Source organism: Candidatus Dorea massiliensis AP6, from assembly GCF_964245105.1.
GTDB lineage: Bacteria > Bacillota > Clostridia > Lachnospirales > Lachnospiraceae > Laedolimicola > Laedolimicola intestinihominis.
This window is the reverse complement of sequence record NZ_CAXTKW010000021.1, coordinates 1-13,254: the sequence shown is the minus strand read 5'-3', so window position 1 is coordinate 13,254 and position 13,254 is coordinate 1. Positions and strand designations below refer to the sequence as shown.

18 protein-coding genes are annotated in these 13,254 nt (G+C 50.9%); 13 read left to right on the top strand and 5 right to left on the bottom strand.

Annotation, left to right across the window (positions count from 1 at the left end):
- Positions 1–147: 147 nt before the first annotated feature.
- The 5 genes from ACESZP_RS16645 to ACESZP_RS16625 all read right to left on the bottom strand — a co-directional run bounded on the left by ACESZP_RS16645 (position 148) and on the right by ACESZP_RS16625 (position 3,338).
- Positions 148–1,770, bottom strand: a complete 1,623-nt coding sequence (locus ACESZP_RS16645; RefSeq protein ID WP_002569237.1) for a relaxase/mobilization nuclease domain-containing protein — start codon at positions 1,768–1,770, stop codon at positions 148–150.
- Positions 1,742–2,140, bottom strand: coding sequence for a plasmid mobilization protein (locus ACESZP_RS16640; protein ID WP_002569238.1), 399 nt, complete (start codon positions 2,138–2,140; stop codon positions 1,742–1,744). Before ACESZP_RS16640 ends, ACESZP_RS16645 begins: the two co-directional genes overlap by 29 nt.
- Before the next feature lie 92 nt (positions 2,141–2,232).
- Positions 2,233–2,604 carry a hypothetical protein gene (locus tag ACESZP_RS16635; RefSeq protein WP_337678684.1) on the bottom strand — a complete coding sequence of 124 codons (372 nt, stop codon included), beginning with the start codon at positions 2,602–2,604 and terminating at the stop codon, positions 2,233–2,235.
- Positions 2,605–2,672: 68 nt separating this feature from the next.
- The gene (locus ACESZP_RS16630) at positions 2,673–3,083 is read right to left on the bottom strand and encodes a hypothetical protein (RefSeq protein WP_015527903.1); all 411 of its coding nucleotides are present in this window, start codon (positions 3,081–3,083) and stop codon (positions 2,673–2,675) included.
- Between the two features lie 57 nt (positions 3,084–3,140).
- Complete coding sequence (locus ACESZP_RS16625) at positions 3,141–3,338, bottom strand: helix-turn-helix domain-containing protein (protein WP_005921293.1); 198 nt, start codon at positions 3,336–3,338, stop codon at positions 3,141–3,143.
- A gap of 140 nt (positions 3,339–3,478) precedes the next feature.
- Between ACESZP_RS16625 and ACESZP_RS16620 the strand changes: the two genes are divergently transcribed.
- From ACESZP_RS16620 to ACESZP_RS16560, 13 genes are all read left to right on the top strand, one after another.
- On the top strand, positions 3,479–4,300 hold the full coding sequence (locus ACESZP_RS16620) for a ParA family protein (protein WP_455557372.1): 822 nt from the start codon (positions 3,479–3,481) through the stop codon (positions 4,298–4,300).
- Positions 4,257–5,192, top strand: coding sequence for a ParB/RepB/Spo0J family partition protein (locus tag ACESZP_RS16615; RefSeq protein ID WP_499709800.1), 936 nt, complete (start codon positions 4,257–4,259; stop codon positions 5,190–5,192). The genes ACESZP_RS16620 and ACESZP_RS16615 overlap by 44 nt, the downstream gene beginning before the upstream one ends.
- A gap of 14 nt (positions 5,193–5,206) precedes the next feature.
- Positions 5,207–5,482, top strand: a complete 276-nt coding sequence (locus ACESZP_RS16610; protein ID WP_226927869.1) for a DUF5720 family protein — start codon at positions 5,207–5,209, stop codon at positions 5,480–5,482.
- Positions 5,483–5,508: 26 nt separating this feature from the next.
- Complete coding sequence (locus ACESZP_RS16605; RefSeq protein ID WP_499709809.1) at positions 5,509–5,700, top strand: hypothetical protein; 192 nt, start codon at positions 5,509–5,511, stop codon at positions 5,698–5,700.
- A 69-nt stretch (positions 5,701–5,769) separates the two neighbouring features.
- Entirely contained in the window at positions 5,770–6,648 is an 879-nt protein-coding gene (locus ACESZP_RS16600) for a DUF6017 domain-containing protein (RefSeq protein WP_499709799.1), read from the top strand.
- Between the two features lie 49 nt (positions 6,649–6,697).
- Positions 6,698–7,435, top strand: coding sequence for a BRO family protein (locus ACESZP_RS16595; RefSeq protein ID WP_499709798.1), 738 nt, complete (start codon positions 6,698–6,700; stop codon positions 7,433–7,435).
- Positions 7,436–7,522: 87 nt separating this feature from the next.
- A complete protein-coding gene (locus ACESZP_RS16590; RefSeq protein WP_154474034.1) occupies positions 7,523–8,023 on the top strand; it encodes a PcfB family protein in 501 nt (166 codons plus the stop codon).
- Positions 8,020–11,061 carry a DUF4368 domain-containing protein gene (locus ACESZP_RS16585; protein ID WP_499709796.1) on the top strand — a complete coding sequence of 1,014 codons (3,042 nt, stop codon included), beginning with the start codon at positions 8,020–8,022 and terminating at the stop codon, positions 11,059–11,061. The genes ACESZP_RS16590 and ACESZP_RS16585 overlap by 4 nt, the downstream gene beginning before the upstream one ends.
- Positions 11,058–11,402, top strand: a complete 345-nt coding sequence (locus ACESZP_RS16580) for a TnpV protein (protein ID WP_499709795.1) — start codon at positions 11,058–11,060, stop codon at positions 11,400–11,402. The genes ACESZP_RS16585 and ACESZP_RS16580 overlap by 4 nt, the downstream gene beginning before the upstream one ends.
- A 139-nt stretch (positions 11,403–11,541) precedes the next feature.
- Positions 11,542–11,685 (top strand): DUF4337 domain-containing protein, encoded by a 144-nt coding sequence (locus tag ACESZP_RS16575; RefSeq protein ID WP_147327110.1) that lies wholly within the window; start codon positions 11,542–11,544, stop codon positions 11,683–11,685.
- 302 nt (positions 11,686–11,987) lie between these two features.
- Positions 11,988–12,512 (top strand): hypothetical protein, encoded by a 525-nt coding sequence (locus ACESZP_RS16570; RefSeq protein WP_015516227.1) that lies wholly within the window; start codon positions 11,988–11,990, stop codon positions 12,510–12,512.
- Positions 12,513–12,639: 127 nt separating this feature from the next.
- Complete coding sequence (locus tag ACESZP_RS16565) at positions 12,640–12,999, top strand: DUF3847 domain-containing protein (RefSeq protein WP_055191773.1); 360 nt, start codon at positions 12,640–12,642, stop codon at positions 12,997–12,999.
- On the top strand, positions 12,965–13,254 hold a 290-nt coding region (locus ACESZP_RS16560; RefSeq protein WP_499709794.1), incomplete at its 3' end, for a MobA/MobL family protein. The genes ACESZP_RS16565 and ACESZP_RS16560, both read left to right, overlap by 35 nt.

Below are 13,254 nucleotides of genomic sequence, written 5' to 3'. Positions count from 1 at the left end.
TATCGGCGGTAATTCTGTATCATCTCGGTATCATTTTCGGGTTTTTTCTGCCCTATAAGCCCGTTAAAAAATCCTTTGGTATTTGCGGATAGGGTACGGGGCAGCCCCCTTGTTCTGTATAGGTTCGGGTACATTTTGGGGCGGTTTTTATCGTTCCTGTTCCTGCCTTTTCACAGGCTTGCGCTCCCGGTGTAAAATCTGGTCGATATTGCCCTTGACAGTCTGTAAGCGGCGGTATTCCTCCCGTTTTGCCCGGTAATCGTTGTAGCCGCTGTTTTTCTCTTGGATAAGGGTTTCAATCTCTGCTTGCAGGGCTTTATAGCTCGGCAGCTTGGAAATGCCGTTTTCCCTGAAATAGCGGGCGGCTGCGTCTGCTATGATAAAGTCGCTTTCGTACTTCTGACGGTAGGCTGCTTTTGCTTTGGCGTTTTTCTGCTGTTTCAGCCCGTCCCGGACAGGGCGGGTCTTGGAATAGGCAAGCACCTGCCGTTGCAGCTCCTTTTTCCCGTTCAGCGTCTTTTCCATCTGCTTCAGCTCTGTAAGGCTTTCCCGCATGGCGGTATAGGCGGCAGAACAGGCTTCGTCCAGTTCCTCCGGGGAAGAAAAGCCGTACTGCTGATAGGCGGTAACGGTAGCTGCCATTTGCTTTAGGTTGTGCTTTGCCGCCCAGCGGTCATAGCCCACGCCCTTGCCCTCGGCTCGCTTGGCTTCCCGGTCAACCATGCGCTGCAAGGTGTTGTCTGCCGGGGTGGTTTTTGTGGTTTTTTCCCCTTGTGACAGCTTTTTAACCGCGGCAGGGTATTCGAGTATGGCTTTGCTCTGTTCGGCGGCTCTGTGGGCGTTCTGCGTAAGCAGGACAAGGACAGCAGCCTTGTCAAAATCGTCCCCCAGCTTCCGGGCTGTGATAGGCTTTGTCCTGTCCGGCGTGAGGTAGGAAAGCCGCCCCCGGCTCTCCTTGACGGTCACACCCTCCCGCAGCAAAAGGGAAGAAAATTCGTCAAAGCTGCCAGCTTGGGAAAGTGCCTGCCGTATCGTCCGGCGCAGCTTCGCCTTGTCCGTTTCAAACTTGGTGGGCTTGGTCGGCTGTCCTGCGGCTTCTCTGACAGCGTTCTCTTTATCAAGGGCAAGCTGTCCTTTCTTTGCCGCCCAGTATTCCCGTTCGGTTATCCGTTCCTTGCTGCCGCTTAGGAGGTCGATTTGGTAAAGCCCCTCCCGGTGGCACATCTCCATGACTTCACTCTTGAAATATTCCATAGCGGCGTTGGTGCAGCGGTGCTTGCAGCCCTCCCGTGTGTCGGCTGGTCTGTCCATGTAGGGCAGAAGCGGGACTTCATAAATCCGCAGGGAGTTGATGACGATATGCACATGGATATTGCCGCTGTGGTTATGCCCGTCCGGGTGGGTGCAGACTAAGGCTTGGTGTCCGGGGAAATGCTCTTTACAGAACTGCTCGCCCAGCTCCTGCGCCCGGTCTACGGTCAAGCCGTTGTCTGTCCCGTCCCGTGGGTCAAAGCTGATGATATAGTGGTGGCTTTTCACATCTTCCCGTTTTTGGTTTTTCTCATAGCGGAGATTAGCCCGCATACAGGCAACAGCGAAATCCTCGCCCCCACAGTTGAGGGAAGAAATGCGGTAATCCTCCCTCGGTATCAGCCGCCCGTTTTCATCAAGGGTGGGCTTCATGGTAAACTCGTCATGCTCAAATGTGAGATAGGCTTCCGCTGCGCCATAGTCCGCATTTTTAGAGCTGATATGTTTGAATGTTGCCAACAGCGTCACCCACTTTCTGCAAGACTTCAAACTTTAGGGCAGCAAGGTCGGAAACCGCCGCCCGTACCTCCCCGGCAAGCTGCGGGTAGGGGCTGTGCCACTCGTTCAGCGTCCGGGCTATCTGGTTTAAGTTGCCGCCGATCCTGCCGTATTCGGCGGTCAGCTTCCCGACAGCGGCAAGCAACTCGTCATTGACGGGGGAAACGGTTATGATGGGGCGTATGGCTGCCCCGGTTATGGCTTGCCGGATAAACTCGGCTTGGCTCATGTTGTAAGCAGAAAGCCTTTCCGCAAACTCGGCGTATTCTTCCTCGGTCATGCGTGTCTTGACTACCCGGCTGCGGTGCGGCGTGTTATATCGTTTTCGCATGGTAAAACCTCCTTCGGCTGTGCGTGGTGTCCTCTCACTAATAGGAGAAAAACAGGGTGTAAAGCGGAACTGTTTTTGAAAAATCCGAAAAATTATTTTGAGGGATTTTCCAGCGGCGTAAGCCGCATAAGCAGGGTTTGGGGAAGGCACTCCCCAACAAGATTCCCGCAGGGGCAAAATGAGCGATAAGCGAATTTTGGTACTGCGGTAGAATCTTGCTCTAAAAAACTACCGCTTTCCTCGGCGGCTCTGGTTTGCGGATATACTGGCTTGCTCCACCAATATAGCGATTGCGGCGGCGTGTTCTGCCCGCTGTTCACCACTACAACGGTGAAAAGGGGGCGTTTTGGCAAACGCAGCGAAAATTTTTTTATTTTCCCTGTCTGCTCCCTACAACAATCCGGCGGTGTGGTTTGCCAAAGATTTTTGAAAATGGGCGCAAAAAAAGCAGTAAACCTTTTCAAGATTTACTGCTTATCTGCCGCTGTGATGGGCGGCGGTATTAAATTGTCAGCCGTTTTTCAAATGGAATTTATCTGCAATCGCTTTCTTTCCGCTTTCCAATTCCTTTTCTGTAATCTTCCATAATCCTAACGCAATGATCTGCTATCTTTTGCATTCCGAGTTCTTCAAAAAAGGCAATTTGTATTTTCATCAGTTCTTCACAAACAGTCAACTTCTGCTCATCCATATTGCTAATAGCAAGCCATGGGAACGCTTTATATTTCTTAGTGTCCCCAATGAGAAAATTGTACCCTATCAACTCATTTTCACGGAAAACGAAATAGAATTGTGGGCCTGAACCTGGAACTGACTTTTCCATAATTTGCTGCATTGTTCTCACGCCGCCGTATGCCGGAAAAAAACCTATTCGCTCAAGAGCATTTAATATGTCAATCCTTTTATCTGTGGGTATGTCTCTATAATTGATAATCTGTTCCATTTGCTCTACCCTCATTGAAGTTTAATTTGTCAGGCTCTAATTATACAACTTTTCTGTTTAGCGGTCAAAGCGGAACTTCAACAGGCTTTCTATCAGTTGCCTGACGATATGCTCCTGCATATCCGTGTTAATCTGTCCGTCCATTTTCGCACAAGAGCGGACATATCCCGCATAATGGGATAGGACGGCGGCAACAGCTTCCGGGTCGCCCTCGCTTGCCTTAACGATTGTCTCATAGGGAAGTAGCTGGCTCATAGGACAAACCCTCCAACTCTGCCCGTAGCCGCCGTAAAATCATCTGAATACGCCGCCCGGTTGTGTTGCCAGCCCGTCCATATCTCCGTCCAATCTCCCTATTCTCCCTTTTTTTATTCCAGAAACGAGGTGATTGCAAAGTGAACACACAAATCATCGCCATCGCCAACCAGAAAGGCGGCGTTGGCAAGACAACAACTTGTGCCAACCTGGGGATCGGGCTGGCACAGGCCGGACGAAAGGTGCTGCTGATCGACGGAGACCCGCAAGGCAGCCTGACCATCAGCCTGGGCCACCCCCAGCCGGACAAGCTGTCCTTTACCCTGTCCGACGCGATGGGCCGTATTCTGATGGATGAACCACTCAAACCCGGCGAGGGCATCCTACACCACCCGGAAGGCGTTGACCTGATGCCCGCTGACATCCAGCTCTCTGGTATGGAGGTCTCTCTGGTGAATGCCATGAGCCGAGAGACCATCCTGCGGCAGTATCTGGACACGCTCAAGGGACAGTATTCCCATATCCTGATTGACTGTCAGCCCTCCTTGGGGATGCTCACGGTCAACGCCTTGGCTGCTGCCAACAGGGTCATAATCCCCGTCCAGGCGGAGTATTTGCCCGCTAAGGGCCTGGAACAGCTTCTCCAGACAGTCAATAAGGTGAAGCGGCAGATCAACCCCAAACTCCAGATTGACGGTATCCTGCTGACGATGGTGGATAACCGCACCAACTTTGCCAAGGAGATCGCCGCCCTGCTGCGGGAAACCTACGGCAGCAAAATCAAGGTATTTGGAACGGAAATCCCCCATTCTGTCCGGGCAAAGGAAATCAGTGCCGAGGGAAAAAGCATTTTTGCCCATGACCCCGGCGGCAAAGTGGCTGAAAGCTACAAAAATCTGACGCAGGAGGTGACAAAACTTGAAAAGCAGCGCGAAAAAAGTAGAGCTGGCATCGGTAGATGACCTGTTTTCCACCGTGGAAAGCCGTTTGGAAGAACGGTTGGAGAAGATTCAGGAAATCCCGTTGTCTGAACTACACCCTTTTAAGAACCATCCGTTCAAAGTCAAGGATGATGAATCCATGATGGAGACTGCGGACAGTATCAAGCAGTATGGGGTGCTGGTTCCGGCGATTGCAAGACCTGACCCGGAGGGCGGCTATGAATTAGTAGCCGGACACAGGCGGCACAGGGCCAGTGAACTGGCTGAGAAAGAAACCATGCCGGTCATTGTCCGGGATTTGGACGATGACGCTGCCACCATCATTATGGTGGACAGCAACTTGCAGCGTGAAAGCCTGCTCCCCAGCGAAAGGGCCTTTGCCTACAAGATGAAGCTGGAGGCTATGCGACATCAGGGAGAACGCATGGATTTAACTTCCGCCCAAGTTGGGCGGAAGTTGGCTGGTAAAGAATCCAGAGAAATTTTGGCAGAACAGGTCGGCCAAAGCCGTAACCAGATTTCCCGCTATATCCGCCTAACCGAACTGATTCCCGAACTGCTGGATATGGTCGATGAACGAAAAATCGCCCTCAATCCGGCGTATGAGCTGTCGTTCCTGAAAAAAGAGGAACAGACCCAGCTTTTGGACGCGATGGACAGCGAACAGGCTACCCCTTCTCTTTCTCAAGCCCAGCGGCTCAAGAAATTCAGCCATGAGGGGCATTTGTCCATTGATGTGATGCGGGCCATTATGGGAGAGGAAAAGAAAAGCGATCTGGACCGAGTGACATTTACCTCGGACACCCTGCGGAAGTATTTTCCCAAGAGCTATACTCCGGCAAGGATGCAGGAAACCATTATCAAGCTGCTGGAACAGTGGCAGAAAAAACGCCAACAGCAACATGAACGCTGAGAAAGGAGCAGCCTATGAGAGATATTTCAGCCCGTGAGCTGAAAGGACACAACATTCTTGCCGTGGAGCGTTTTCAGGACAACACCCGCCGGATGATTGAGTTTTCCGTCCTGCGTTCCTGTGCCTACGGCAGTCCCGGTGATGAAATGCGGCTGTTTCTTACGGAGGACGGCTATCAGGCCGCCCTCCTGAGCCAGCAGCGCCGGGAAATCAAAATCAAGCGGTATGCCCGTGTGATTGAGGGACATATCCTCGATTTTAAGCCGGACAAGCGCCGCCGCCACTCATAAACAAATCATTACTGCGAAAGGAAAGGATTGAAATGTGTACTGTAAAGGAAATCCGGGAAGCAATCCGGGAGGATTGCCATTCCCAGCATGGCATGGAATCCGGCGAGATTGACTGTGTTCTGCAAACTCTGCCATTCTCTCAGGGAAATGACCTGTTGGACAAACCGCCCATTCCCAAGCGCCCCTACCGGCGCAGAAAAAGTGAACAAAACAGCTGACTGCCACAATTCTTTTTACAGGATTGTGGCTTTTTTCATACCCTGAGAAATTTGGAAGGAGTGAGGTCAATGGCCGTATTTCGCATTGAACGAACCAGAGATTATACCGTGATGAGCAATCACCATTTACGCAACGGGAAGCTGTCCCTGAAAGCCAAGGGGCTGCTTTCCATGATGCTGTCCTTACCGGAGGACTGGAACTATACCACCAGAGGGCTTGCCGCCATCTGCAAAGAGGGCGTGGACGCTATTGGCGGTGCGCTGCGGGAGCTGGAAGCTGCCGGGTACATTGTCCGTCATCAACTGCGGGACAAACAGGGGCGGATCAGTGATACCGAGTATGTTATCTACGAGCAGCCACAGCCGAAGAACCCGGATACGCCCCAGCCGGATACGGCTTCACCAGATACGGGAAACCCGGATATGGAGAAACCGGATACGGAAAAGCCCACAGAATTAAATATAGAGAAATCAAATACTCAAAAATCAATTACTCATGGATCAAGTACCGATTCCATTCCCTTCCGGGACGCAGCGGCGGCAAGACCGCCGGAACGGAAAGGAAGGGATGCGATGTCTGTCTCCGAGATAGAAAATTATCGGGATTTGATTTTAGAGAACATCGAGTATGACTACCTGTGCAGGGAGTTTGCCACCTATCGGGAGGATTTGGACGAGATTGTGGAGCTGATGGTGGAGACTGTCTGCGCCAAGCGGAAAACCACCCGGATTGCTGGCAGCGACTTCCCCCATGAGGTGGTGCGCTCCCGTTTTTTGAAGCTGGACAGCGAGCATATCCGGTTTGTCATGGACAGCTTACAGAAAAACACCACCGAGGTCCGCAACATGAAGCAGTACCTGCTGACGGTGCTGTTTAACGCACCCACCACCATCAGCAACCACTACACTTCACAGGTCAATCACGATATGAACGCAGGCGGCTGGTAAGGCCGTCTTTTTTCATCCCACAACAACGACTTTTACAGGAGGTTACGCTATGAACCAAATGGAAATTTTCAAAAACCCGGAGTTTGGCAGTATCCGCACTTTTGAGCTGGACGGCAAAGTGCTGTTTTGCGGAAAGGATATTGCGAAAGCACTTGGATACCAACGTACCGCTGATGCCATCACAGCCCACTGCAAAGGGGTCTGCGTTTTACCGACCCCTTCTAACGGCGGTATTCAGCGAATGAAATTTATTCCCGAAGGCGATGTGTACCGCCTGATCGTTCACAGTAAGCTGCCCTCTGCGGAACGATTTGAACGCTGGGTGTTCGATGAAGTGCTGCCCTCTATCCGAAAGCATGGGGCTTACATCACCAGAGAAAAGCTGTGGGAAGTTGCCACTTCCCCGGAAGCCATGATGAAGCTATGCTCCGACCTGCTGGCCGAGCGCGAGAAAAATGCGGCGCTGCGGGAGGAAAACGCCATGCTGGAGGGCAAGGCAGCCTTTTATGACCTGTTTATCGACCTCAAGCACAGCACCAATCTCCGTACCACCGCCAAGGAACTGGTTGTGCCGGAGCGTCGTTTTGTCCGTTTCCTGCTGGAACAGCGGTTTGTGTACCGCGCCCCATCCGGGAATGTACTGCCTTATGCAAAACCTGCCAACGACGGCCTGTTCTGCGTCAAGGACTACTGCAACCACGGGCATACCGGCTCCTATACGCTGGTAACGCCCCAGGGCAAGCTGCATTTTGCCCAGCTGCGGGACAGCATCCTGCTGATGATATGATGACCCGGTATCTTCTGCGGCGGCTGGTGGTCCCGCCTTAGTTTTTGAACCATCCCTGCAAAATTCGTGGAAAGGAGGCGTTATCCCATGCAGGAAGAAGTGGAAAACAGGACTTTGACGCTGGTAGTCAACGGCACAAAGTTCACCGGGCGGCTGTTTAAGGCCGCCATTTGTAAATACCTTGCCCATCGCAAGGAAAAGAAGCTGAATAAGCAGAGAAGCCGGGACGCGCCTGTGAAGCCCCAGGGTAAGCAGACGGTCAAGCAGCTCATTGGTCAGAACCAGGGCGTTTCCAATATCGAAATAACCGATCCCTCCATCAAGGAGTTTGAGAAAATCGCCCGGAAATACGGTGTGGATTATGCGGTGAAGAAAGACCGCAGCAGCTCCCCGCCCAAGTACCTGATCTTTTTCAAAGGTCGTGATGCGGATGCGCTGACAGCAGCCTTTACCGAGTACACCGGCAAAAAGGTCAAAAAAGCAGAGAAAACAGAGCGTCCGTCTGTGCTGGCAAAGCTGAACCAATTCAAAGAGCTGGTCAAAAATGCCGTGGTGGACCGCACCAAGCGAAAGGAGCTGGAACGATGAAAAAGCAGCTTGACATCAAAAAGCTCCTGATTTTGAACCTGCCCTATCTCCTGATGGGCTTGTTTGCCACCAACTTCGGGGAGGCATGGCGCATGGCACAGGGCGCGGACGCTTCAGCAAAAATGCTCTCCTTCTTCTCCACGCTGCCGGTGGCGCTGGCAAGCTGGTGGCCCAGCCTGCACCCGCTGGATTTACTGGTGGGCCTGTGCTGTGGCGCTGGTCTGCGGCTGGCGGTGTATCTGAAAAGCAAAAATGCGAAGAAATACCGCCACGGCATGGAGTATGGTTCCGCCCGCTGGGGAACACATGAGGACATCGCCCCTTATGTAGACCCGGTTTTCCAGAACAATGTGATTCTGACGAAAACCGAGAGCCTGACCATGAACAGCCGCCCCAAGGACCCCAAGACTGCCAGAAACAAAAATGTGCTGGTCATCGGCGGCTCCGGTTCCGGTAAGACCCGGTTCTGGCTAAAGCCGAACCTGATGCAGATGCACAGTTCCTATGTGGTGACAGACCCCAAAGGCACGATTTTGGTGGAGTGCGGCAAAATGCTCCAGCGCGGTACACCGAAAATGCGTCCCAAGCTGGGCAAGGATCATCAGCCGGTAAAGGACCGGCATGGCAATCCGGTCTATGAGACCGTAAAGGACAAAAACGGCAAAGTGGTCTATGAGCCTTATCGTATTAAGGTTCTCAATACCATCAACTTCAAAAAGTCCATGCACTACAATCCTTTTGCCTATCTGCACAGCGAAAAGGACATTTTGAAGCTGGTTACGACTTTAATAGCGAATACCAAGGGAGAAGGCAAGGCTGGAGATGATTTCTGGGTCAAGGCGGAAACGCTTTTGTACTGCGCCCTCATCGGATATATCCACTATGAAGCCCCGGTGGAAGAACAAAACTTTGCCACTCTTATCGAGTTCATCAACGCCATGGAAGTCCGGGAGGATGACGAGGAGTTCAAAAACCCCGTAGACCTGATGTTTGATGCACTGGAAGCCGAGAAGCCAAATCACTTTGCGGTGCGCCAGTATAAGAAATATAAGCTGGCCGCCGGTGTTGTATGCTCTAAAAGACTTCTTAATCAAGCGGTTGGGAAGTCTCTTAGAACACACAACCTAAAACCGAAGGAAGGAGCGCAAGTTATGAAAAAAAACGAGAAAATCACAGCTCTGTACGAACGACTGAGCCGTGATGACTTTGGCAAAGATGATGACCAACAGCGTGAGAGCAATTCCATTTCCAATCAAAAGGCTATGTTGGAGGAGTTCGCCGCACGGCAGGGCTTTACAAACATTGTCCATTTCACGGACGATGGCATTAGTGGTACTTGCTTTGACCGTCCCGGATTTCTGGCAATGATGAAAGAGGTTGAAGCCGGGAATGTGGAGTATCTGTGTATCAAGGACATGAGCCGCATGGGTCGTGACTATCTGAAAGTCGGTCAGATTATGGAAATCCTGCGTCAGCGTGGCGTGCGACTTATCGCCATCAATGACGGCGTGGACAGTGCCAGAGGGGACGATGATTTTACCCCTTTCCGCAACATTATGAACGAGTATTACGCCAGAGATACCAGCCGTAAAATCCGTTCCACTTTCCAGTCAAAAGGCAAGTCCGGCAAGCACCTCACAGGCACGGTCATTTACGGCTATCTCTGGAACGAAGCCAGAGACCAATGGTTGGTTGACCCCGAAGCCGCAGAGGTGGTCAAGCGTATCTTTTCCATGACGATTGACGGCTACGGTCCGTATCAGATCGCCAGCAAACTGAAATCGGAAAAGGTGCTTATTCCGTCCGCTTACCTTGCCCAGCACGGCGAGGGCGTGAACAAGAATAAGACTTTCAAAGATGTGTACGGCTGGGGTTCTTCCACCATCTGCAACATTCTTGAAAAGCGTGAATATCTGGGACACACCATCAACTTTAAGACCCGAAAGCACTTCAAGGACAAGAAAAGCCATTATGTCCCGGAGGACGAATGGACGATTTTCGAGAATACCCATGAAGCTATCATTGACCAGCAGACCTTTGACCTTGTGCAGAAAATCCGTGGGAATGTCAGACGCTACCCGGACGGCTGGGGCGAAGCAGCTCCCCTCACGGGCTTGCTCTATTGCGCCGATTGCGGCGGCAAGATGTATGTCCACCGCACCAACAACGGCAAGCGCATTTCTCAATACACCTGCTCACAGTACACCAAAGTTCCTTGCGGAACGCTCTGCAAGACCCAGCACCGTATCAATGAAGATGTGGTACTGTCCCTTGTTTCCGAAATGCTCAAAGCTATTGCCGAGTATGCGAAGCATGACAGAGACGAGTTTGTCCGAGTGGTGCAGGAAGCGCAGTCCAGCCAGCAGACGGCAGAGGTCAGGAAACAGCGGACACGCCTTGCCACCGCAAAGCAGAGAGTTTCCGAACTGGAAGTCCTGCTCTGCAAAATCTATGAGGACAACATTTTAGGAAAGCTGTCCGACAGCAGATACGCCACTCTGGACGCTCAATACGAAAAGGAACAGTCCGAGCTTACCGCCGAAATCTCTGCTCTGGAAAAGGCTGTCAAGAGCTATGAGAAGCACGAAAAGGACGCTGATCGTTTTATCGCTCTGATTGACAAGTACGAGAACTTCGACAAGCTGACCATTGCCATGCTCAACGAGTTTATCGAGAAAATCCTTGTGCATGAGCGTGACCGCAAAGGCAGTATACAGACCACACAGGAGGTCGAAATTTACTTCAATTTTGTTGGGCGATTCGTTCCCCCAGCGTTTGGAGAAGTGGAGCTGACCCCGGAAGAATTAGAGGAAATCCGCAAGCGTGAGGAACGCAAGGACAGGCTTCATCAGAACTACTTGAAGCGGAAAGCCAGCGGAGCGCAGAAGCGATACGAGGACAAAATCAAGGGGAGAAAAAAGGCAGAAATCGAAGCCAAGAAAGCCGCCATTCGTGCGGAGGATATTGCAAAGGGCGTGTTCGTTCCCGTCAGCAGTTTACCGCAGAGAGAGCCGATGAAAGGAGTACAAACAGCATGAATATCACTTACACACGGAACGGCGATTATCTTATCCCGAACATCATTATCCGCAAGACCAAGCCCATCGGACACTACGGCAGACTTCGCAAGGCGTATCTAGAAATGCACCGCCCGATACTGTTCAATGAACTGGTGCTATCCGACAAGCTCTTTGAACATTGCGCCGAGATTGAAGAAGCGGCACGAAACCGCATGGAGCTGATCGTGCGGTCACTGGCAGAGCAAAACGGCGTGACCGAGCAACTGAAAGCTGAAAACCAAATGGAATGGGTGCGGCAGATGAACGCTTGCAAGGCACAGGCAGATGAGATTGTGAAAGCGGAATTGATTTATGATTGAGTGAGAAAGTCCGGGCAGAAAACCGTCCGGACTTTTCTCATACAGTCCAAAGTTGCGGTAGAATTGTTCACAAGTTTTATGGTATAATTTGAATACGAAATTGAGAAACAAATCGGAATTTTCAAAGGAGGGATTTACAGTGAAAAAAATCGGATTAGGTATTGCAATATTACTCTTTGCTATCGTAATTACTCTTTGCTCATCAGGAATGGAGCTACTCTCTATTGGAATTGGAATTGTAGGATTGATTTTTTCAATCATAGGATTTATGGAACGTAAGTAAAACAACTTTCAGTTTGTCGAGAAGTTAAGCCGGAGCAAATCCCTTTAGGAACTAAAGGGCGCACTTCTATACTCTCTGTCGAGAGTAGTGCGCCCTGCGGAGCTTCATTCTCCGTCAGCAGAAGAAAACTGCATGACCGAGAATGTTGCGTCACTTCGTTCCGTCAAGGTGGCTACACCCCCTTGCGCCGCTAAAGCGGCTATCCCCTGTGGACTTGCCGTCCGCAAACGGTTTTGACAAACCGTTCGCCGCCAGCAAGTTTGAAAATCAAGAATCTTAATTTGATAAAGGAGTGTGATTCTATGAAAAAGAAATTACCCATAATCCTCTTGGGTGTTATTTTGGCTTGTGTGTTGGTTTTCGGTTTCCTTTATGCAAACAATGACATTGGTAAAACCGCAAACAGTTTAGAAGCAGACATTCGCCAATCTCAAAAAATTTTGGATGATTGGATTGTTGATGGAAGCATTTCCGACACAATGGCTGCATTTATTTCTTACCCACAGGACAAGACAGACCACACTTTTTCTGTCTATGTAAATCGCCCTGGCTTGTCTTTTGGATATTTCTTCCGTGGTGGTGGAGATATAGTTGAGGTTGATGATTACATTGCAGAGTTTGTTGTTGAGGGAAATAACGAAAGGGCATTTATCTCAATGAATACCCAAAATATTGTTCGACTTGAAGTAGATGATGGCAACGGCATTCAGGTGATTGATATTGATAGTGGCAAGCCTTTCGCCATTGTCCTGCCCCTCAATGTAGGAAACATCTGTTTCTATGATACGAATGGAAATGTTGTGGAATATCTTCGCCAACAACTTTGACCAACTTCAATTTACCGAACTGAACACAACAACTGAATACCGAAAAACTGACCGTTGACTGGTCGCAATCTGCGAAAAGTTGACGGTCTTTTTTTATCCCCATTTTCAAAAAAGGAGGTCACGAAAAATGGCAAAACCGAAAAACCTTGAACAGCTCCGAGCCGAAAAGGAACAGGTCGAGACACAGCTTGCACAGGAACAGCACAAGCTGGAGCGTCTGGAGAACAGAAAGAAGTATCTGGAGAAAGGCGAGAGACAAAAGCGCACCCACCGTCTTTGCAATCTGGGCGGCACGATTGAGAGCCTTGCCCCGGAGTTCAAAGATCTCACACGCACCGAAATGACGGAGCTGATGGAGTACATCTTTTCTCTGCCCGAAGTCCAGCGAGCCGTCCGTCACATGGCGATTACCCACATCAACCAAGCGAGCAGAGGAAAGGAGCAGAAAGCCGATGGCACTATTTCATCTGAGCGTCACGCAGACTAAGCGAAGCGCAGGACAGTCCGCTATTGCTTCTGCCGCCTACCGTGCCGGGGAGCGATTGTATAGCGAGTATTATGGCGAATACAGCGACTACACCCGCAAGGGCGGCGTGATATGCTCCGACATTCTCCTGCCGTCCCATGCACCGAAAGAATACGCAGACCGTCAGACCCTATGGAACGCCGTGGAAAAAGCCGAGCGTGGAAAGAACGCCCAGCTTGCATACAGCTTTGACATTGCCTTGCAGAATGAATTTTC